This window comes from Labilithrix luteola (assembly GCF_001263205.1).
In the GTDB taxonomy this organism is placed as follows: Bacteria; Myxococcota_A; Polyangia; order Polyangiales; family Polyangiaceae; genus Labilithrix; species Labilithrix luteola.
Genome location: NZ_CP012333.1, coordinates 3,760,981 through 3,779,516 on the forward strand (window position 1 = coordinate 3,760,981; position 18,536 = coordinate 3,779,516).

General features: G+C 63.5%; 33 protein-coding genes. 10 read left to right on the forward strand and 23 right to left on the reverse strand.

Going from position 1 to position 18,536, the window contains the following annotated elements:
* Positions 1 to 4: 4 nt before the first annotated feature.
* The 6 genes from AKJ09_RS16790 to AKJ09_RS16815 all read right to left on the reverse strand — a co-directional run bounded on the left by AKJ09_RS16790 (position 5) and on the right by AKJ09_RS16815 (position 4,962).
* Positions 5 to 220, reverse strand: coding sequence for a hypothetical protein (locus AKJ09_RS16790; protein ID WP_146648219.1), 216 nt, complete (start codon positions 218 to 220; stop codon positions 5 to 7).
* On the reverse strand, positions 220 to 624 hold the full coding sequence (locus tag AKJ09_RS16795) for a hypothetical protein (protein WP_146648220.1): 405 nt from the start codon (positions 622 to 624) through the stop codon (positions 220 to 222). Before AKJ09_RS16795 ends, AKJ09_RS16790 begins: the two co-directional genes overlap by 1 nt.
* A gap of 8 nt (positions 625 to 632) precedes the next feature.
* Entirely contained in the window at positions 633 to 1,868 is a 1,236-nt protein-coding gene (locus AKJ09_RS16800; RefSeq protein WP_146648221.1) for a hypothetical protein, read from the reverse strand.
* A 68-nt stretch (positions 1,869 to 1,936) separates the two neighbouring features.
* Positions 1,937 to 2,929: a hypothetical protein gene (locus AKJ09_RS16805; protein ID WP_146648222.1), complete on the reverse strand. Its 993-nt coding sequence runs from the start codon at positions 2,927 to 2,929 to the stop codon at positions 1,937 to 1,939.
* Between the two features lie 3 nt (positions 2,930 to 2,932).
* Positions 2,933 to 4,738, reverse strand: coding sequence for a portal protein (locus AKJ09_RS16810; RefSeq protein WP_146648223.1), 1,806 nt, complete (start codon positions 4,736 to 4,738; stop codon positions 2,933 to 2,935).
* On the reverse strand, positions 4,735 to 4,962 hold the full coding sequence (locus tag AKJ09_RS16815; RefSeq protein ID WP_146648224.1) for a hypothetical protein: 228 nt from the start codon (positions 4,960 to 4,962) through the stop codon (positions 4,735 to 4,737). The genes AKJ09_RS16810 and AKJ09_RS16815 overlap by 4 nt, the downstream gene beginning before the upstream one ends.
* Before the next feature lie 213 nt (positions 4,963 to 5,175).
* Between AKJ09_RS16815 and AKJ09_RS55560 the strand changes: the two genes are divergently transcribed.
* On the forward strand, positions 5,176 to 5,301 hold the full coding sequence (locus tag AKJ09_RS55560) for a hypothetical protein (protein ID WP_275936626.1): 126 nt from the start codon (positions 5,176 to 5,178) through the stop codon (positions 5,299 to 5,301).
* Here AKJ09_RS55560 and AKJ09_RS16820 read toward each other — a convergent pair.
* The 17 genes from AKJ09_RS16820 to AKJ09_RS56115 all read right to left on the reverse strand — a co-directional run bounded on the left by AKJ09_RS16820 (position 5,298) and on the right by AKJ09_RS56115 (position 14,348).
* Positions 5,298 to 6,743, reverse strand: coding sequence for a terminase family protein (locus AKJ09_RS16820; RefSeq protein ID WP_146648225.1), 1,446 nt, complete (start codon positions 6,741 to 6,743; stop codon positions 5,298 to 5,300). The genes AKJ09_RS55560 and AKJ09_RS16820 overlap by 4 nt on opposite strands.
* 20 nt (positions 6,744 to 6,763) lie before the next feature.
* Entirely contained in the window at positions 6,764 to 6,952 is a 189-nt protein-coding gene (locus AKJ09_RS16825) for a hypothetical protein (RefSeq protein WP_146648226.1), read from the reverse strand.
* Positions 6,953 to 6,954: 2 nt separating this feature from the next.
* Positions 6,955 to 7,173, reverse strand: coding sequence for a hypothetical protein (locus AKJ09_RS16830; RefSeq protein WP_146648227.1), 219 nt, complete (start codon positions 7,171 to 7,173; stop codon positions 6,955 to 6,957).
* The gene (locus tag AKJ09_RS16835; protein WP_146648228.1) at positions 7,170 to 7,370 is read right to left on the reverse strand and encodes a hypothetical protein; all 201 of its coding nucleotides are present in this window, start codon (positions 7,368 to 7,370) and stop codon (positions 7,170 to 7,172) included. Before AKJ09_RS16835 ends, AKJ09_RS16830 begins: the two co-directional genes overlap by 4 nt.
* Complete coding sequence (locus AKJ09_RS16840; protein ID WP_146648229.1) at positions 7,367 to 7,699, reverse strand: hypothetical protein; 333 nt, start codon at positions 7,697 to 7,699, stop codon at positions 7,367 to 7,369. Before AKJ09_RS16840 ends, AKJ09_RS16835 begins: the two co-directional genes overlap by 4 nt.
* 19 nt (positions 7,700 to 7,718) lie before the next feature.
* Positions 7,719 to 7,982, reverse strand: a complete 264-nt coding sequence (locus tag AKJ09_RS16845; protein ID WP_146648230.1) for a hypothetical protein — start codon at positions 7,980 to 7,982, stop codon at positions 7,719 to 7,721.
* Positions 7,979 to 8,386 (reverse strand): hypothetical protein, encoded by a 408-nt coding sequence (locus tag AKJ09_RS16850; protein WP_146648231.1) that lies wholly within the window; start codon positions 8,384 to 8,386, stop codon positions 7,979 to 7,981. The genes AKJ09_RS16845 and AKJ09_RS16850 overlap by 4 nt, the downstream gene beginning before the upstream one ends.
* Before the next feature lie 215 nt (positions 8,387 to 8,601).
* On the reverse strand, positions 8,602 to 8,907 hold the full coding sequence (locus tag AKJ09_RS16855; protein ID WP_146648232.1) for a helix-turn-helix domain-containing protein: 306 nt from the start codon (positions 8,905 to 8,907) through the stop codon (positions 8,602 to 8,604).
* Between the two features lie 11 nt (positions 8,908 to 8,918).
* Entirely contained in the window at positions 8,919 to 9,254 is a 336-nt protein-coding gene (locus tag AKJ09_RS16860) for a type II toxin-antitoxin system RelE/ParE family toxin (RefSeq protein ID WP_146648233.1), read from the reverse strand.
* A 67-nt stretch (positions 9,255 to 9,321) separates the two neighbouring features.
* Positions 9,322 to 9,837 carry a hypothetical protein gene (locus tag AKJ09_RS16865; protein WP_146648234.1) on the reverse strand — a complete coding sequence of 172 codons (516 nt, stop codon included), beginning with the start codon at positions 9,835 to 9,837 and terminating at the stop codon, positions 9,322 to 9,324.
* Entirely contained in the window at positions 9,834 to 10,007 is a 174-nt protein-coding gene (locus AKJ09_RS53000) for a hypothetical protein (RefSeq protein WP_169927593.1), read from the reverse strand. Before AKJ09_RS53000 ends, AKJ09_RS16865 begins: the two co-directional genes overlap by 4 nt.
* A gap of 35 nt (positions 10,008 to 10,042) precedes the next feature.
* On the reverse strand, positions 10,043 to 10,234 hold the full coding sequence (locus AKJ09_RS16870) for a hypothetical protein (RefSeq protein WP_146648235.1): 192 nt from the start codon (positions 10,232 to 10,234) through the stop codon (positions 10,043 to 10,045).
* Positions 10,231 to 10,545, reverse strand: a complete 315-nt coding sequence (locus AKJ09_RS16875) for a hypothetical protein (protein WP_146648236.1) — start codon at positions 10,543 to 10,545, stop codon at positions 10,231 to 10,233. The genes AKJ09_RS16870 and AKJ09_RS16875 overlap by 4 nt, the downstream gene beginning before the upstream one ends.
* Before the next feature lie 1,330 nt (positions 10,546 to 11,875).
* Positions 11,876 to 12,055 (reverse strand): hypothetical protein, encoded by a 180-nt coding sequence (locus AKJ09_RS16880; RefSeq protein WP_146648237.1) that lies wholly within the window; start codon positions 12,053 to 12,055, stop codon positions 11,876 to 11,878.
* Positions 12,056 to 12,199: 144 nt separating this feature from the next.
* Positions 12,200 to 13,183 (reverse strand): hypothetical protein, encoded by a 984-nt coding sequence (locus AKJ09_RS16885; RefSeq protein WP_146648238.1) that lies wholly within the window; start codon positions 13,181 to 13,183, stop codon positions 12,200 to 12,202.
* A gap of 50 nt (positions 13,184 to 13,233) precedes the next feature.
* The gene (locus AKJ09_RS16890; protein WP_146648239.1) at positions 13,234 to 14,028 is read right to left on the reverse strand and encodes a hypothetical protein; all 795 of its coding nucleotides are present in this window, start codon (positions 14,026 to 14,028) and stop codon (positions 13,234 to 13,236) included.
* Complete coding sequence (locus AKJ09_RS56115) at positions 14,025 to 14,348, reverse strand: helix-turn-helix transcriptional regulator (RefSeq protein WP_146648240.1); 324 nt, start codon at positions 14,346 to 14,348, stop codon at positions 14,025 to 14,027. Before AKJ09_RS56115 ends, AKJ09_RS16890 begins: the two co-directional genes overlap by 4 nt.
* 14 nt (positions 14,349 to 14,362) lie before the next feature.
* Here AKJ09_RS56115 and AKJ09_RS16900 point away from each other — a divergent pair, with 14 nt between their 5' ends.
* From AKJ09_RS16900 to AKJ09_RS16935, 9 genes are all read left to right on the forward strand, one after another.
* Positions 14,363 to 14,770: a helix-turn-helix domain-containing protein gene (locus AKJ09_RS16900; RefSeq protein ID WP_169927595.1), complete on the forward strand. Its 408-nt coding sequence runs from the start codon at positions 14,363 to 14,365 to the stop codon at positions 14,768 to 14,770.
* Between the two features lie 190 nt (positions 14,771 to 14,960).
* Positions 14,961 to 15,659 (forward strand): hypothetical protein, encoded by a 699-nt coding sequence (locus AKJ09_RS16905; protein WP_146648242.1) that lies wholly within the window; start codon positions 14,961 to 14,963, stop codon positions 15,657 to 15,659.
* Positions 15,659 to 15,976: a hypothetical protein gene (locus AKJ09_RS16910; protein WP_146648243.1), complete on the forward strand. Its 318-nt coding sequence runs from the start codon at positions 15,659 to 15,661 to the stop codon at positions 15,974 to 15,976. Before AKJ09_RS16905 ends, AKJ09_RS16910 begins: the two co-directional genes overlap by 1 nt.
* A complete protein-coding gene (locus AKJ09_RS16915) occupies positions 15,976 to 16,347 on the forward strand; it encodes a hypothetical protein (RefSeq protein WP_146648244.1) in 372 nt (123 codons plus the stop codon). The genes AKJ09_RS16910 and AKJ09_RS16915 overlap by 1 nt, the downstream gene beginning before the upstream one ends.
* Positions 16,347 to 17,189 (forward strand): hypothetical protein, encoded by an 843-nt coding sequence (locus tag AKJ09_RS16920; RefSeq protein WP_146648245.1) that lies wholly within the window; start codon positions 16,347 to 16,349, stop codon positions 17,187 to 17,189. Before AKJ09_RS16915 ends, AKJ09_RS16920 begins: the two co-directional genes overlap by 1 nt.
* The gene (locus tag AKJ09_RS53005; protein ID WP_169927597.1) at positions 17,186 to 17,353 is read left to right on the forward strand and encodes a hypothetical protein; all 168 of its coding nucleotides are present in this window, start codon (positions 17,186 to 17,188) and stop codon (positions 17,351 to 17,353) included. The genes AKJ09_RS16920 and AKJ09_RS53005 overlap by 4 nt, the downstream gene beginning before the upstream one ends.
* On the forward strand, positions 17,350 to 17,532 hold the full coding sequence (locus AKJ09_RS16925; RefSeq protein WP_146648246.1) for a hypothetical protein: 183 nt from the start codon (positions 17,350 to 17,352) through the stop codon (positions 17,530 to 17,532). Before AKJ09_RS53005 ends, AKJ09_RS16925 begins: the two co-directional genes overlap by 4 nt.
* Before the next feature lie 214 nt (positions 17,533 to 17,746).
* Positions 17,747 to 17,932: a hypothetical protein gene (locus tag AKJ09_RS16930; RefSeq protein WP_146648247.1), complete on the forward strand. Its 186-nt coding sequence runs from the start codon at positions 17,747 to 17,749 to the stop codon at positions 17,930 to 17,932.
* On the forward strand, positions 17,929 to 18,132 hold the full coding sequence (locus AKJ09_RS16935) for a hypothetical protein (RefSeq protein ID WP_146648248.1): 204 nt from the start codon (positions 17,929 to 17,931) through the stop codon (positions 18,130 to 18,132). The genes AKJ09_RS16930 and AKJ09_RS16935 overlap by 4 nt, the downstream gene beginning before the upstream one ends.
* Positions 18,133 to 18,536: the final 404 nt, after the last annotated feature.

Below are 18,536 nucleotides of genomic sequence, written 5' to 3' on the forward strand. Positions count from 1 at the left end.
CCTCCTACTTGCAGCTCATGACGGCTGCCTGGAAGGCGTCGCGAAACGCCTCCCGCTTGTCGTCACTGATATCCAACACGTCAGCGAGCTCCTCGATGGACGCTTGGTAATCCTCGTCGTCCATGTCCGGCTCGCTGTCGTCGTCTTCCTTCGAGCGGCCCTTGTCCTTGCCGACGCCGATCACCAAGGCGAGGCCAGGCTTCTTGGACTCGGAAGCCACTACTTGACCCCCCAGTTGCCGTTTCGGAAAGCGAGCGTGACGGCGATCGTGTCCGTGGCGTCGTTGCGTGGAGTGCCAGCGGCATTCCACGTGAAGATGTTGAACGCGATCGGCGCCGACGTGCCTTCGTTGGCGAAGTTGCCGGCAGAGGCGTAGTTGCCCGCGCCACCGGCCGTCGACTCCACGACGTCCGTCGAGTGAGCGATGACCTTGTTGAAGGCATCCTTCAGCGTGACCGTGAACTTGTTGGTTCCGGCCACGTGAGCGATGCTCGCAACGAGGTCAGCACCGTCGATGTTCGCCGTTGCGACGGACGTACCGGCGCCAGGAGCGACGAAGCGGAACTCGGCGTAGACGCGGCTCGTGCCGTAGCTCTCCGCCTTGTAGAAGGTGCGGTTTGCCATGGCTCACCTCACAGCTTCCCGACGGCGTTCCAGCCCGGCGCATCACAGAGCAGGTTGCCGTAGTACCCAACGCGAAGCTGGTAGCTGTCGCTCTGCGGGTTGCGGAGAAGCTTGAGACCGTCGCCAGTCTCTCCGAGGATGCGGGGCGCTCCCAGGAGCGTCTTGAACTCCCACGTGCTCATGGTGAGCATGTAGAAGTAGCCCGATGGACAGTTGGCATCGGTGATGACGTCCATCGGCCCCTTGGGACCGTTGAGCTGCAGTGCACGGAAGCCGATGTCAGCATCCGGAAGCTGCTTGTTGTCGATGATGACCTTCGACCCCATCGCAACGACGAGCTGCCCGTAGTCGATCGGGTTCATGATGACCGTGTCGGGCCTTCCGCCCTCACGATCGACACGAGCCGCGCACTTGATGAGCGTCTCTTCGTACGGGCCGCCTGAGCTCTGCGTGAACCGAATGCCGGCGAGCCGCGTCGGGTCGCTCGAGCGGTCGAGACCGAAGAAGTTGTCGCCTGGAGCCGGCGCGACGAACGGGATCCAGCCCGCCAGACCGGTGAGCATCGACTTCGCCGTTTCGAAGTCGCCGTTCTGGAAGATGTAGTCGCCTTGGATAGCGCTACCGACGGTGCTGATGTTGGCGTTGAGTGTGAGCGTGCCAGCGTCACGGTCGACACCGACCACGGTCAGCGTGCCGGTCCTCTTCGTGCCGCTGGTGCCGTCGGTGGCGCTGAGGTTCAGCACCATGCCCTTCTCGAAGTTGACGACCGAGTTGGGGTCTTCGAGGACGAGCAGGGTCGAGGCGAGAACCGTCGAAGCGCCGATCTTGCCTCGCGCACCGCCGCCGGCCTGGAAGAGCGAGTTCGCGATCGAGCGAGCGCAGGTGTAGAACGCGCCGTCGATTTCCGACTTCAGGCCATCGAGTAGCGCGTACTCGTTGTCCTTCGCGGCATCGATCATCTCGCCCTCGATGTTTGCGAAGGCGTAGTCCTTCGCTCGAGTGACGTTGACCGCGTCGTAAACCGACGTCGTGATGTTGCCCTGGGCTACGGCGAATGCAGCGCCACGACCCTGAGGGTTGCCGTACTTGAAGGTGACCTGTTCAACCTTGCCGCCGAACTTTTGGTTCTTCTTCAGCTTCGCGAAGAACGACGACTCGCGGTAGCAGAGGTTGTTGACCTTCTTTTGGTTGTACTGAACCTTGAGAACCGCACCGAGTGCGGCTGCGTCGAGACTGGATGCCATGTGGCGAACTCCGGAGAGGTGGGTCGAAGCCACCGCGCACCGGGCTGCCGTTCAGCGCGTCGTCGTCGTCAGCGTGTTGCCGCTTTCAGGATCCGAATCGACTCTTCGTCGGCGAACTCCTGAGACCAAGGCTTTGGAGGGGCAACGCGCGTGCTCGTGACGTCTGACGTCAGCGTGCGCGGACCACGGCCCTGACTTTCCGATGGGGCCATCTGATGCTCACCCGTGAGTCCGCCCTGCCTGGGCTTCGGCGCGGCTTTTCCAATCTGCCCGTGCCATGCAGCCCGATCCGCCGCGCGTGCCTTCGCCTGGTCTTCCAGGTATTCGGCAATCACGTCTTCGTCGGGATAGGTTCCGAACTTCTTCTTGTAAGCCTCGGCGTGCTCCTCTGCGACGCGCAGCCCTTCGGCTGCAATTTCCGCAGGGGTGTATTCCTCGATGAGGTGGGGGTACTTCTCCGCCGACGCAGCGATGTGCTGAATGAAGCCTTGCTGCGCCTGCACGACTTGAGCGTCCAGTTGCGCCCTGGTCGACTGAGCGCGCTCTTGCTCACGCTCCCTCTTCATCGCAGCGAGTTCTTCGCGGAGAAGATCGGTCTCCGACTTCGTTGCCGCGGCGACGCGGGCCGCAACGCTCGCAGGCTCGTGCTCCGTTGCAAGCGACTCCAGGAACGACTTCGGGTCGAGTCCAGCGAGCTCGATGAGCTTCGATGGCGAAAGCTTCGCGCCCTTGGCCTGCTCTGCGAGGGCAGCGATGTCCTTGAGTTCGACCTTCTGCTTCTCGAGAGCGGCACGCTCTTCGGCAATCGCCTTGCGCTGCTCGGCCGCTCGCATGTCGGCGCGCCGAGCGGCGAGGATGCGTGCAGCGACGCGTTCCTTTGCCGGATCCTTAGGCTCGGCCGCGGGAGTCGCTGCAGGGGAATCCGTGGCGCCAGAGGGCGGCGTGGCGCTCTGCGTTTCCTCTGCAGCGGCTCCCGAATCCGAACCAAAGACAGACTCCATCGCCTCGCGCATCTGCGGAGGAATCGCTTCCAGTGCTGCTTGCGTCTGCTCGTCGCTCATGTGTCACGCCGCCATTGGTAGAGGGGGAGCGCCTGGCGGCGGGCCAGCCATCGGGGGCGGCGCACCAGGCGGAACGTTGGTCGGCAGCGCACCGGTGCCCGGTGGGGGCGGGGGCGGCTGCATGAACTTCTGAGTCGTCGCCATGTACTGGCGCATCAACTCGAGGTGGGTGTCCGGCACCGCGTCGAGACGAGCCTCGTGGTAGGCCTCGTTCACGAGACGCAGCGCGAGCGGATGCGGGTCGAACGGCTCCGGCGAAACCGGCAGGCCCTTATCTCGCATCGTCGCGATGTTCCGCTCGATGATTCGGCGGGCCGCGTTCGCACGCTTCGCGTAGGCCTCGGTGTCGGGGAAGTCGACGATGTCGAGGACGTCTTCGGTCGGGATGACCTGCGCCTTGATCATGTCCTCCGCCCAAGCGAGCTTGCCGGCAGGCGTCGAGGGGAGCAGCGCGGTCGGGTAGACGCGAACGACGTAGGACTCTTCGTCCAGGTTGACGTCGCTCCACTTGATGAACTCGATCGAGTTCTTCGAGACGCTGGCGACCTGGTAGCCGCCGCCGATCTCCTTCGCGGCGCGAACCGCCAGCTTCGAGATGTCGACGACGAACTCTTCGTAGTCGCGCTGAACCTCAAGAAAGCGCTCCGACTGGATGTCCTGGTACGTGCGCTGCGCCGGAGCCGAGTCGAGGCCAGAGGGCTTCTGACCCGTGGCATTCATCTGCGAGACGCCGGCGATCTCGAACGCCTTGGCGTACAGCTGCCAGAGATGCGAGTAGACCTCCGGCGCAATGATCGCCGGGGCCACGTACTGCGGCATGAGCCCGGCGTATTTGATGATCGCAGCGAGGTCGTTGTTGATCTGCTGCGTGATCGTCGTGCCCTGCTGCACCATCCAGTGCCCGGCAACGAGGCCGTGGCCCTTCTTGATCTGCTGCAGGAGCTTGTTGATCTCGCGCTGAATGCCGGTCAGCTCTTCAGCGAGGCCAACACCGAAGAAGCCGGAGACGTCCTTGGACCAGCGCAGGAACGCGAAGGGGAAGGACGGGGCCTTCCAGACCTCGTCTACCAGCGTCGCGTTGGCGATGACGATGCAGTGTCGGCCTGGGCTCTTCTTGCTCTCGCCAAGGTGCCAGGCTTCGGTCACGAGAACCTGATCGGCGGTCGTCTGGTAGGCGAACTCGCGATCTTCCGCGTCCGCCTCGCATGTCATGATCTCGTCGCGATGATCCGGGAACTGCTCAGCGAGCAGGAGCCGGTCGACGTACTTGCGTTGGTACAGGTTGCGCGGCTTGCGCTCGTGCGCCTCGCCGTCGTCAACGACGATCTCCCACGGATAGACGCGCTCGGTGACGACGCGCCCCGTGTCGTGGTTCGCGTAGACCTTGACGGCACCGGTGCCGTAGGTCGCGCACTCTCGGAACGCGTCTTCGCATTCCTGGTAGGTCTTGGACTCGTAGAAGACGCCACCGACGAACTTCTCGAGGTTCTGCGCCTGATTGCGCTTCTCGTAGTCGCCGCCCTCGGTGAGGTACATCGGCTTCGGGCGACTCTTGCAGGCGATCTTGGACGTGACCGTCCCGACCATGTTCCGGATCACGTTCAGCGAGATCCGGAGCCCCGAAATCGTCATCCGCTGCGTGCCGCAGATGCCGAACCCGGTGATCGGGCGGTCGGCGTAGAGGCTCGCGTGCATGAGATCGAGCGCCTTGCGGTAGCCCTGGTTCTCACGGATCTGGCGAACGGTCGTCGTGACGGCCAGATGCTTCTCGCCGTCCGGCTGCTTCCACCAAGCCGACGAGGTGATCACGCGGACCTCTTCTTCAGCGCGAGGATGTCAGCGCTGAGGCCAAGGTCACGGAGCGCATCGGCCTCCTCATCGTCCTCGGTCCCGTCGTTCTGAGCCTCTTCGGAGGGCTCGAACCTGACCATCTGAGGGCCTAGCGTGAGCTCCAGTTCCCCATCGCGGACATGCACGGCACCGACGGAGCGCATCCAGTCGTGGAGTGCTTGCAGCTCGGAGATCTTGGGCACGATCTCTTTGCTAGCTGGCCAACGCACGCCGTGATGCGCGTAGGTGAATGCGCTAGAATCGCGTAGCGGGAGCTACGCTGGAACATGTACAACGCACATATGCAACACGCGGTTGAAATGACCGACGAGCCCGCAAACGACACTGGTTTGCGAGATGCGGCGGTCCGAGTCGAAGCGGGTATCAGCCTGCGGCGAGCGGCGAGGATGATCGGCGTGTCCGATACGACGCTTCGCATCTACGAAGTGAACCCGCTGGCCGTGAAGAACGACGACAAGCGGACGCAGATTGCCGACTACTACCGGCGGTTGCGAACGTTCGTCGGGCCCAAGGCTGCCTAAGCCGCCCACCACTCTTCGTTCTCGCTGCGGACGTACTCGTCTTCGGCAGCGGCCTCGATTTCTGCCTCGTGTGCAGCTGCCTGCTCGGCCTCGGTCTTCGGCGCCTGCTCGAGGTCGTGATAGTTCGGCGCCTCACGCCAGGCGTAAAGCGTTGCGTCAGCCGCGTGATTGGCGAACCCCTTCGCCTCCGCCTTCCGGTCTGCGTCCCATGGAAGCACCTTCCACTCGTCGCGCAGGTCGCCGGTCGTCTCCGGCACGAGCAAGATGCGGCTGTTTGAAAGCGCATCTTGGAAGAGGAGTTGGTAGCCGCGCTTGTTCTGCTTCTGCGCCGGTTCGATGGGTAGCGTCCAACGTCGACGCCCTTCCTCAGCGTAGCCCTTTCCGAGTCCGCCGACGTCACCGACGATCTTTGCGAACTGGTAGGTGCGCTCGAGTTCCTGAACGACCTTGGCCGCGGCGGTCGGCTCGATGTCCTCGACCCTGAACGACTCAAGCACGTACACACGAGGGTCGCCTTGGCGCCACCCGATGACGGCGAACCCGCAAGCGTTCGTCAGGCCGTAGTCGATGCCGAGAACGAACGTCCACCGCTTGCGATCGCTCTTCCAGTCGATGCGCGGTGCGGTGTTCTTCTTCGGGTCGAAGATGTAGACGAGGCCGGAGCCGTCAGGGATCCAAAGGCCTTCGCGAAGCTGCTTCCACTTCACGCCCTTTCGGCCGCCGAGCATCTCCTCGAGCGAGAGCTCGTATTGCTCGAGGTCGAGCGCGGGGTTGTCCTCGGCCCTCGCCGGAAAGAACACGCGCTTTGGGCCCGACCAGATCGGATCGTTGAACGCCTTGTTTTCCGGGATGCCGAAGCGCTCACGATACCAGCCGTAGCCGGGGCCGTCGGGGTTGGTCCCGCTCCGCATCTTGATGGGAACGGGGAAGCCCTTGACGCGTCGAAGGCGCGAGAAGAGGAACGTGTACCACTTCTCTGGCCACTCGGTGGCCTCGTCGATGCCGATGAACTGGAACTCGGCCGACTTGTAGCGGCGGAGGTCGGCTTCAGTATCGCAGTAGCCGAATTGGACCGTCGACGTCCGCCCGCACGGCGTAGGAAACGTCCACTGCTTCTTCTGTTCGTTCCAGACCGCACGCGTGCCATCGAGCCACTTGTGCGAGCGGTCCATGAGCGCGCCAGGCAGCGCGAGGTCTGGATACGTTCGACGCAGCAGCAGCGCCGAGTAGCCAGGCACGTGCACGTTCTGCAGCGCGTCCATCAGGATCGCGTCGCTCTTCCCACCGCCAGCCGCGCCGCCGTAGCCGGCTTCGAGTACGTCGAGCGCTAGAAACGCCTTCTGCTTCGCCCACGGCTCATGCGGGATGAACGACTTCGAAGCGCCGCCATCGAGCACTGCATCGGCGCACGCTTCGATGTCCCGCAGGTCGAGGACGTTCACGTGTCTCCGCTATGTCGGCCTCACGGCAAGGCCCAAGGCGTCTGGAACGAGGTAATGGGCGCCCGCTTCATCGCGATGACAGGCTCCGGACCTTGGGCAACGGCCCCGCATGACGTGCACGTAGGCTCGGGCGGGTAGATGCCCATCCAGAGATGGGGGATGCAAACACACCCACCGCAGAGCGAACACCGGCCGACGACGCGGTCCATGGCTACTTGCCGCCCTTCGGCGCCAGTTGCTCCTCGTCCATCCACTTGACGTTGCTCATGGGGACGAGGCGCGGTTGCTTCCCCTCGCGACGAATGCGGACGAGGCCGCCCTCGACTTCGAAGGCGTAGCCTTGTGCGATCGTGAGGTACGACTCGGCCGCGTTCATGCCGAGTCCGGGTGGCGCGACGCGGTCACGGAAGTAGACGGCGGTGATCTTCATGCGGCTTCCGTTTCGGCGTCACCAAGGACCGCCCTTAGGACCGCCCGGCTCGCCTTGTACTCGGCGTCACGGAGGTCCTTCTCTTCCTGGTCGGTCCGGTCGATCTCAGCCTGCAGCTCTTGCACGCGTTCGGCGGCACGCTTGCGCCTGGCCTTGATGTCCACGTACTCGTCTCGCAGTTCGTTGAGCGTTTTCATGCGGCCTCCACTGTTTCGAACCAAACCTCGACCGCGTCGATCGGCACGAACCACGAGACGCCGCGGGCGCGGAGCTGGAAGCCGGGCAACATGCTCCCGACCTCGTACGAGTTGCCGTGGTCGGAGACGCGTTCGCTGTAGTGACCGAAGGTGACAGACTCGGTTGTCTCTTCGCCGCTTGGCCACCGGACGCGGTACTCGTCGCCCTCAAAGAAGGGCAGCCCCTGCGTCTTCGCCGATGCTTGCCCATGTGCGTTGAGACGCTGTCCCGGCAACGCGAAGTAGATGCTACCCCAGTCGTTGCCGCGTTCGAGACGGACCCAACTCATCGCGTCGCCTGCGTCTTCTTCACGACCGCGCCTCCGCCAACTTGCTCTCGATTTCGTCGATGAACTCGTCCACCGACCACTCATCGAAGCGCTGGAGCATGACGTGCGCGCCGGTGGCGAGGACATCCGCGCTCGCGACGTGGTAGCCGTTGTCCGCGTGACGCTGAAGGTCTTCGGCGAGTTCGCGACGAGTACGCGCTCCGAGGTTGCTGATCGTCAATCCGATCGTCTTCGCAACCTTCAACGTTCCGGGCTTCGCCGCCGCCGTCTTCTTCGTCGTCATTGTTCTCTCTCCTTAGGCCAGACGCGCCAGCGCCTGAGCCGCCACGCCTCGGGCACAGGGCACCGACGCGAATCACTCGTCTCGTGGGTGAACACGACCGGCACGCTCGCGTAATCGGCGAGCATCCAGCGTGCGACGCCGCAACGGCGCCAACGCGGCTTGACGAGGACGTAGTGCAACGCGTCCTCCTCGATGGCCATCCAGCCGGCGATCGCGTCGGGCTTCTCTTTCAGACAGGCAACCACGATCGCGCTGCGGTCGATGAGTGACCGCACGACCGGGGCGTAGTCGGTGAAGAAGTCCGTCAGCGAGCCGCTCTCACGGAACCCGCGGCCGTCCTCAGACTTGCCGGCAAACGAACGCAGCCACGAGGATAGGATGTAATTCCTGTCGCTCGGCTGCATGGGCCGGAGCTCCAGCAAGTCAGCGACCGAAGGCACACCAACTAGCTAGCGCTGGCACGCACCACGAGATGTGCGAAGGCGGCTACGTCAATCTTGCGTAGTGGCGGCCTTTGCCAACTTTGGCAGAGGCTGGCGGACAAAATGAAAATGCCCGGAGTCGATGACTCCAGGCTTTCCACGCCCGCACCTACGCGCGGACCGATGACGAAACTAGCTCAGACCGACCGCAGACGCACGCGATGGTCGCCTATGACCGCCACGACTTCGAGCTCTCCGCCTAGCGCCTCCACGTACCGGCGCAGCGTGGACAGCATGTGGTCCTCGCGTCGCTCGATTCGAGAGACCTCGGCCTGCTGGAAGCCGGAGGCCTCGGCAAGGTCCACCTGGGTCTTGCCGGCAATCTCTCGCAGTTCGCGCAGCTCGACCTGACGCAGCTCGGCCATCGCCTCCGCGTGTACGCGGGCCTGACGCTCCGAGCCCATGGTCTCGTCCTTGAGGTGCTTCCAAGTCTTCGTTCCCATGGCTCCTCCAATCACCTCTCCGCGAGGTATTCGGTCCAGATCTTCTCCGCCTCACGAACAATCTCTTCGTAGAAACGGCCGTTGCCCGTCTTGTCGCCACCGATGATGAGGTACGCATCACGCACGGGGTCGAACGCGTAGATCACGCGGATAGGGCGGCCCTTCGACTGAATGCGGAGCTCGCGAAGCGCGTACTTCGACCCCTTGATCTCACTGCTCTGCGGGAAGCCGAGCGAGACGCCCTTGGCTTCGAGCATGTCGACCACGCGGGCAACGTCATCCTGAGCGGCATCATCGAGGCCCTTGAACCAGGCCCCGAACTCGTCGCTCACGTTGACGTTAGCCATGCAGTCATTATGCGCTCAAACGCATAATGGTCAAGGTCACCTAGTGAAATAGATCCGACATGTCGCACTACCCCGCGTCTTCGGGTAGCGCCGCGATCGCTGCGTCGATCTTGGCCCGCACCTCAAGCAGCCGGGCCCGCTTCAGGTGGGGCGGGAGTTGCTCGAACTGAGCCACCACATGCGCGTGCTCGTGCCGCTCTGGCGCTCGAGCGCCCACGACCTTGCTGTAGACGTCAGCGAGCCGTGCGACGTCGCTAAAGGCCCGCCCGTCGGCCGCTTGGGTAAGCGAGACGGCAAGGGTGCCGGCAATGGTCGGCCGAGCTGCGTCCGCGTCGTTCGCTTCCGCGCAGACACGGCGCCAGGCTTCCGCCGAGAGGTTCTCAACGGTCGACAGGGACAGGCCCCACATGGCCGCGTACATCTCGCCGCTGACGCCGCGCCGCCATTCACCCGCTCGCATCACCGCGGCGAGCTCGTTCACCCTGGCGGCCGTCTCCGAAGGGGTCGCGCGCGCGCGTGACTCCGGATGGGGCACGGGAGACGCTTCTGGTGAATTCACCGAAGGCGTTCGGTCCTTCTTCATGACGCTCGTCGGATGAGGATCTCGCCGCGCCCCGTCTCGAACGTGATGCCGACCCCTCCAGGCTTCGTACAGACGTAGATGCAGCGGGGCTCAAGCTCCTTTGCGAGCATGTCGAAGGCCCGCGCTGGCAAGACGACCTCGTGCGGGACATCGAGGGACGAGCGGTGCACGGCTTCAACGAAGTCAGCGAAGGCACCTAGGATGCTCATCGGCCCACCGGTTTCTCATCCTGGACGGCGAGCGCGGCGATGTGCTTGCCGGACCAAGAGCCTGGCTTCCTCCAGATCAGCGGGTTGATGCCGGCGAGCACGTAGTCGTTGAGCCACTCCTGGAACATCGCCCGATCGTCGTCGGTCCAGTCTTGGGGCGTCTCGATCGTGAGTGTGACGATGTTCATGGCCGCACCCCCGCCTTGCGCATGACGGCGACCCACCGGCAGTCGGGCTCGTGTTTCGGTCGTAGTCCCCAGCAGTGGACGCACGCGAGCTCATGCTCGCCGCTTCCAGGCACGGTGCCTTCGCCGGTCCACTCTCGGTCGATCAGCATCCGCGCCATGTCGGGCGCAGCGGCAGCGAGCTTGATACGGCCATCCCCTTCGGAGCCGTAGAAGTCGGCCGCCGGATACGGGTCGCTGCCGCACACGAGCGTTCGCGAGCCCTCGCGTGAGGGCTGCCAGTCCTCTTCCCACGGCTTCGTCGTTTTGGCCACGCCAGCATTGTAGCGCTGGTTTGAGTCGGCGCGACTTCAAACGGTGCGTGGCGACTCTTTCGGCTCAACCCCGAAAGCGAAAATGGACAAAATCGTCCACACGTCGGTTTGACCGCGCTTTCTCAAGCGGCGATCGTTCGCGACCACCAAAACGCGAACCTTCCGCTGTGGTTTCGCTGCCTTCGTGGTGATCGTCCGCGATCGATGGGAACCATGACGATGATCGTCACGGTCGGCCGATGACGTTCCAGAATTCTGGGAGGTCAAAGGGAGGGGCGTAGCGATCCTCCTTTTTCCCCACGGCGGGGATAATTCCCGAACCGCTACACCGCGTAGCGGTTGCATTCCGCCCCATGCGGATTGAAGTGGAATGCATTCCGGTTCAATCCTGGCGTCCGGAAGCCCCTTCGAAGCCCAAACCCGATCGGGATCCTCAGTCGGCAACCCCTTCGAAGGCCCTTGGAAGGCCCTTGGAAGCCCCTTCGAAGCCCCTTCCAAGGGGCTTCTGGAGCGTGCCCACGACCGAGGAAGCCCCTTCGAAGGGTCATCGGTGAGTCATCGGTGACACTCGCGAGATCCTCGCGAAGGTCTCGCGAGTGTGTCGCGAGGGTCTCGCGAATTTCGTGGATTTGGTGAGCATCATTGGGGTTTCGGCGAAGGCTTTGGGGAAGCCTTTCCGGAAGCCTTCCGGGAAGCCTTCGCCGAAGGGTACCCATGAGCTTCCCCAGAATTCTGGGGAGCCTTCCCGCTAGCAGGTGCTACCGCCGTTCCGCCGGCGGCTGCTTAGCAGCTGCTAGGGCCGCTTCGAATCGTTACGCCGCGTTGCGATCGTGCTGGTGGGCACCAACCGACGACCAACGTCCCGACCAACGGACGCCCAGCGAAGGCTCAACGGCAGTCGAACGAACGCCGAACGAGTCGTTCGCGTCACGCCTGGTGACGTCGCGTCACGGTACGTGACGGACCGTCACGCTGCGTGACCAAACGTCACGCGCGGTCACACGACGTCACGCGGTGTCACGGGGCGTAACGCGTGACGTGATCGCGTTACCGGTAACGTTACGGGTAACGTCACGCGTTACCGGACCGGACGCCGACGATCTCGGCCGCACCTTCGGTGCCTGTTTTCGAGGCTTTCAGCGCTGCTCCGGGTGTCCCCGAAACCCCTAACAAAATACTACTCTCTTCTCTTATAGGAGTTTCTGACCCGGCCGCACTCGATGAGGCCGACTCGGCCCGTGGCGATGGTCGGACCGATGTCGATTGCGGCGCCGCTAGTGGGCCTAGAATCGCGTTTCGACCGCGAAGGCCACTCGGGACCGTTCTAGCGTCAGCGACGCTTCTCCGGCCGTCCTCGTCGCGCCTTCTTCGGTTCGCTCTTCGGAGCTGGCCAGAGGCGGATGACGGTGCAGCCCTCGGGCGTCGAGAATACCTCGATCGGCTTCCGTCGTTTCGGCTCCGGTTGCTCTCGGTCGATGCTGGGCCAGTCGGCGTCGGACGGGAACTTCATCGACTGTCCCCCTCTCGCACTAAAGACTCACACGCGCGTGTGCGCGCAACACCCGTAGGGTGTGTTTGTTCGTACGTGTCTTTGAAGACACCTTGAGATCCCCTTGACCTCTCTTTGATGTCCCTTTGATGTTGCATGGCCCCTCTACCCGGTCGCTCTCGTGGCTTCGGAAGCTCGGATCGATTCGAAGACCTGGAGCCAGCGCTCGCCGCTCTCTTGGGCGTTCGCGTACCAGGCCGACGTGACGCTCGTCTTCGGGCGGTAGTGCAGGCGGGCGATCCCAATGAGGGCTGTCTTGGACCGATGACGCCGGACGGGGACAAGGATGAGGTTTTTCTCTCTGGCCCACTCGAGCTGTGGCGCTGAGAGCATCGAGGCACCGGCGGCGTAGGCTGCTCGCCCGATCCGATCTTCGAGTGAGTCACTCCGTCCGGTGCCGCACGGGAACACCGCCTCTCCGGTCGGCTCGTCGCTCTCGTGGATGATCGGGACCCACTCAATCAGGCGGTGGCTCGCGAGCGTGTCGATGCGCTTGAAGAAGGGGCCGACGTCGATCTTTCCGGTAGCATCCTTCGACGTGTGTGGCGCAGCAGAGGGGGTGCCATGGAACACGTACGTACCGGACCTTTCGAACCCAAAGACGTCGTGCTCTCCACGTTGACCGACGTTGTGACGCTCGTACTTCTGGTAGACGACCTTGCGCGAGATCCCGCCGTCCTCGACCAGGTTCTGGACGAAGTAGAGTTCGACGAATAGTCGGAGCAGTAGAGCGTCCTGGCTCTGACGAAGCACTTCGACGGGAGGCGTCTCGCTCGCTGCACCGGTCACGATCGCGTTGGGCAGGAAGATCGAGTCCTCCCCAAGCTTGTGCTCGAAGCGGTACGCCGGACGTGAGCCGGTCTTCGTTTGCTTGAGCAGTCCGGTCGTGACGAGGCTCGCGATGGCCTTCTTCGCCCGACTGCGAGCGATGCCCGTGTAGGTCTCGACTGCGTTCGTTGAAGCCGAGGTGGTCGCGTTGTTCGGTCCTGAGAACCTGGCGAGCACGAGATACGCGACGGCTTCGTTCAGACCTACGCCGCACGCCCGAGCCCATTCCTTGCGGTCGATCGCGAAAAACTCTCCGCTCATGTTCCCCTGCTGCTGAAGCGGTTGCTTCGTCGTTTGCTGAAGCAATTGCTTCAGCGTTTGCTTCGGTTTTGCTTCGCCGCGGATCGCAGCGCGTCGCTGACTTCCTGCGGGATTCCTCGACCTTCGAGGTAGCGCCGGATCGTCTTGTCGTCGACGATCGCCGCTCGAGCGACAGCGCGAACGCCACCAAGGCGCTCGATGTGGCTCTTGAGTTCGTCGACGGTCATCGTCGACGTCTGCGCCGCTGGGCCGGAGCGCAGGCGCACGACCTTTGGCCGGGTGGGCTTCGGCGCCTTTTCCTCGGCCTCTCGCCGCTCGCGAAGAGCTCGCATCATCTCGTTAGCGAGCTGCCGCTTCTCCCATCGCGTGGCGTTGATGACCACGAGTTCGCCGTTGCGCAGTGTCGACTCTGAACCGTCGACCCAACGCACTTCGTAGTGCCCGCCGAACCACTCCGGATCGGCCTTCATAACGAAACCACGCTTCTCGGGAGACGCGGCGAGGGTTACGAGGTCGCGCTTTCGTGGATGCGGCGACGTTGGCTTGGCAGGGAAGAGGTGAGGGAATACGTTCCGCTTGAGCCGCCGGCCTAGTTCGTCGACCCACTCCGATCGACAGTCTTTGCACTCGGGCGCGTTCGTCACGCCGGGTACGACGACCGAGATGACGTGAGGTACGCCAGGTCTCCCGCATAGCGCCCCCTTGTAGACGCCGGGGATGAAGGCATGCGCGTGCTTGCTGCCGGCACGAAGGGTGGCCCAGAACCCGTCAGCCATCGGGTTAGGGGCTTCGTCCTCGGTCTCGTTGGCCGGTTCGCCGTCCTCCAGATCCGCCACTCCGATCACGATGCTCTCGCGGTCTCCATTTCGATCGGTGCCTCCCAATCTTCTACCCTGATCCCCAAGAGCGCCTCGATCTTGACGGCCAGCTTCAGGGTCGGCGTCCGCTTGCCCGATACCCACCGGCTTACAGTGCCGCGAGACAGGTCGAGCTCGCGACTGAGATCGGACTGCGACCAGCCTCGCTCCGCAAGCCGGAGCGCAAGGCGCTTATGTGTCGGGACGAACCTAGGTTTAGTCATGTTGCCAATGTTGTCATCAGGCAGCAGTCTGTCAAACGCTGCCGTCAGGCAGCAACTTCCATGTGCCCTCCAGCGCCTGTCCATGGCACGGTCATCGGGTGAGCCTGGCCAGCCGTGTCGAGATTGCCCTGAGGCAGTCCGGCAAAAAGAAGATCGACATCGAGCAGGAAGCTGGCCTGCCCAAGGGCTACATGACCCGCATCATCGCGGGCGAGCGCCGGAACTTGGGGCCCGAGAAAATCAGGCGAATCGCTGAGGCGCTGGGCGTCAGCTACGAATGGCTGGGGACCGAGAGCGACGAGCCTCCGACCGCTGACACGACACCCGTGGAAGCCGTGCTGGAGGAGTTCGACTGGCCTCCGGGCCTGCTGCCGGCCGACGTCGAGATTGTCGTAAAGCAACTCCGCCAAGAGGCAGGCGCGGCCACCACACAGCTTCCGCGATCGTATCTGCGTCGAAGGCTGCAGGATCTGGTCGCCGCACTGCCTGTGAATCGACGCGCGTAAGCGTTCGGAATCAAAGGGTCTCGCCGATTCCTAGAGGAATCGTGTTTGACAATTCCCTGCCAGGTGGCAACACTACAGGCAGACGTTAGGCAACCAGCGCGAATCTGGCCGCCAAATGGTTCGCGCCCCGTCGGTGGTCAGACCGGCGAGGCGCAGTGTCGACAACCCGTTCGAAGCGAGTGAGGACCCCATGACGCTAGCATTCTCCATGAACGAGCGCACGCACAGCCTGGTTCCGGCGAGCAAACGCCCTGTCCTTTCGCTGGTGAAGCCCACCAAGGCGAAGCCTGCGAAGACGCCGAAGGCGCCCTTCAACGAGCACAGGGCGAACTGGCTGTGTGGCTGGCAGATGATTCGCGAGTTCCGGAACAAGGCTATCGCATGGATCTACCGAGCCATCGGACTCGACCGAGATGCCTTCGTGCTCGACCCCGAGGATGCGGCCATCCAGTTGATCGGCGTCGTCGCGACGCACGACGGGCTTTGGATCGGTGGCTACAAACTCACGCTGACCGAGAAGGCTCAGCGAGAGCGAGACGAGTGCATCGAACTCCAGCGGATTTTCGGCTTCGAGAATCCGTTTATGCGGAAGACTCGCCGGTGGGGCAGTTGGGAGGTCGAGCAGGACGTGTGGCGCGACGAACTCGTCGTCAACCGTTCCGCGACCGATTTTGACTACGCATGGGGAGCCGCGTGGGTCGCCTTCGAGGCCTTGTCGGATTACCTCGGCCGCCACTGGCAATACATGCTCGCTGCTTCGCCAAACAAGCACGGGCTCCAGCACCTCATCGTCAACGAGATCGCCGAAATGATCGTTCGCGAGTGGAACGGAGCATCGCTGCCGGATGGCAACGTTGTCGACGTGGTCGACATGAAGGAGGCGGCGTGATGACCAAGGTTTCTGATCTTCTCACGAGCGAGATGCATGCGGCGATTCAGACCTGCGTTGCCAACTCGACGTCGCCCGACGACGTGATCGTCGTCCACATGAACGAGGTCACGACCGACACGACCTTCGCCGTCGTCGCGCTCGCCGACTACGTGATCGCGAGCAAGAAAGACAAGCGGCTGCGGAAGATCCTGCCGTACATCCAGAAGCCCGCTCGACCCGGTTTCCATCGGCTCGTGCTCTTCCGAGACCCCCAAGGGGACGCGTTCACCGCAAACATTGGATCGGTGCCGATGGCGCCGGGAGGCGTCGCGTGATGAACCGCCACGAACGACGCAAGGCAGCCGCTACGAAGTCCGCTCCGATGAGCGATGTCGAGGTCTACGAACTCTTCGGCAAAATGCTCGACCACGCCCAGCCGCGAATCGTGTCGCTTTGCGACGAGTGGTGCCGTGATGGGAAGGACATCCGAGAGCTCGTCATCGCACTCGGTGTGAAGGAGGACGGCGGCGGGTGCTTCGTCCCGATGACGAGGCAGGAGTTCGCCGACACCGCTCAAGGTCAGCCCGAAGGGCTCCAGGTGCTTCACGGTCGACGGGACATGATCCCTGTCGCCTTCTGCATGGTCGACATCCCGGCGCTGCACCTGGTCTGGCTCAATCCGATCTCGCCGGAGGAGTTGAACTGATGAGGGGCATGACCGACCGCGAGCGAGCGCAGGCACTTTGGGATCGCGAGATGGGCGGCACGACGGAGACGTTCCTGGCTGCCGTGGTCGCCGAGTTCGATGCCGTTCGCACCGACGAGCGACGCAGGTGCCGGAAGATCGTCTACGACAACATCGTTTCGCATGGCGGGAGAAAGGTTTACTGCTCCGACTGCGATCATGAGTGGCCTCACCATGGCCTTGAGAGTCATGGCTGGTCGTGCACCCTCCACGAGCGCCTTTGGAGTGGAGAAGGCGGCCTAGGCCGCACCGTCAACGGCAAGATCGACCCGCCGTCCGGCGATGCGCTGGGGGAGCCCGTTCCTGTCTGCGTCGAGTGCGGCGAGCCTGGCGATCCGTTCTCGTGTCCGAAGCATCCGGGGGCGGTCGTGGCGGTGCCGGATGAACTTTCGGCCTCACACCTCATCGCCCGCGGCTTCGTGAGTGGCCTGGTCGCTGTCGGGGCGATGCACGAGTCGGACGCCAAGAACTGCACGAAGGGGCTGGCGTCGCTTCTGAACTACTTCGCGTGTGGAGAGGATGCGAGCGCCAAAGCGGCGGTAGATGCGCTGCCGGCAGACGAGCCCGTGGTGCCTTGGGAAAGCCCCAACTTCGTGCCCGCCTCCGCGGAGGCGTTGAAGGAGCGGGGCTACGAACGGGTCAACGGGTGGCGGCAACCTGAGCGCGCACACGAGAACGAAGCGTGCGCGTTGCTCGTGGACACGCTGCTAGGGAATGGCAACCACGTGGCCGCTCGCATTCGGAGCAGGATGTTCGTCGCCGACCAGGGGTACCGCCAAGAGGCGAAGGAGAAGACGCAATGAGCATCGCACTGATGATCGTGGGTCTTCTCGTCGTTGGGTTCTCGTGCGCGGTCCTCGGCTACAACCTTGGAAAGATCGACGCGAGGCTCGACTGTGCGACGGAGAACTTCGAACGCGCTGCGCGGATGCTTGGGCTGAAAGTCGACGACGAGGCGGACAAATGATCCAACCGCCCATCTCCATCCCGGTCGAGTCGCCCGTCGAAATCGTCAGCGGCAACGACCGAAAGGTTCGCCTCCGGATGAACCACCAAGGCGTCTCGATGGCCGTCAGCCTCGACCAGTACGGCCTCAAGTGGCTCATCGGCGAGCTGAGTAAGCACCTCGAACCGGAGCCGAAGTGAACCGCGCCCGCATCGCCGAGTTGCTCCGAGCGCTCGCAGACGAACTCGAGTCCGACGGTCCGGCGAACGACACGACGCCACCGCCGGCAGTGTCACGACCGCGGCAGAGGGCACGCCGACTGCCGGCGGTGCCTGACGACTCGCACGTGACGGAGCTCGATCGTGCTGCGGCTGCTCGGGCGCTTCGGCGTGCGGGGATTGTGAGGGTGAAGTGATGAAGATCGCAGCCGTTGGAAGTTTCTTTAGTGACGAGGCATGGGCTGGGTTCGCCGAACAGCACCGTGGTCAACCCATCGTCATTCTCACGGGCAGCATGGAAGAGGTGCGGGAGGTCGGTGCGCTCTTCGGACAGGGCGTGAAGGTCGTCGAACTCGACACGAATAACGACCCGTCGACATGAACACGGATCTCAAGCGAGCCCGACTCTTCGCCCGCGGTCTCTCTGAGAAGGAGATCCAGCGAGCGCTGTGCGAGCACGACTACGGCGACATGTGCCAGTGGACCTTCATGGGTTGCACGCGCACGTGCACGAAGTGCGGACAGATGCAGTGCGACCCGAACCACTGCGGGCAGTACGACGCGGCGAGGAAGAGGCGATGAGCGGCCTCGTGCAGTGCGTCGACTGTAGGGAGTTCGAGGATCCTGAGACGCTCTATTGCGGTAGATGCCAGGTCGCCAACTGCGAAGCGTCGAAGGTGAACGGCTATCGATACGGCGCCGCGGTGGCGTTCGGCCTGATGGCTATGGCGGAAGCGATCCGCGACTGGCCAGGGCTCGAAGCTTGTCGGGCGTGCGGGCGAGCGACCTCGTCTCAGCTCTATCACCTGCCGCGAGAGGGAGTCCCGACGCCGCCAGGGTACATCTGCATTCCTTGCAACGAAACCTCGAAGGACTTCTTTCGATGATCGACATGTCCAACATCACCACGCTGCCGAGCGGAAACCTCCGCGTTCGCGTGGAGTACGGCGGCCAGGTCGTCTCGAAGACGTTCGCGAAGGGCAACG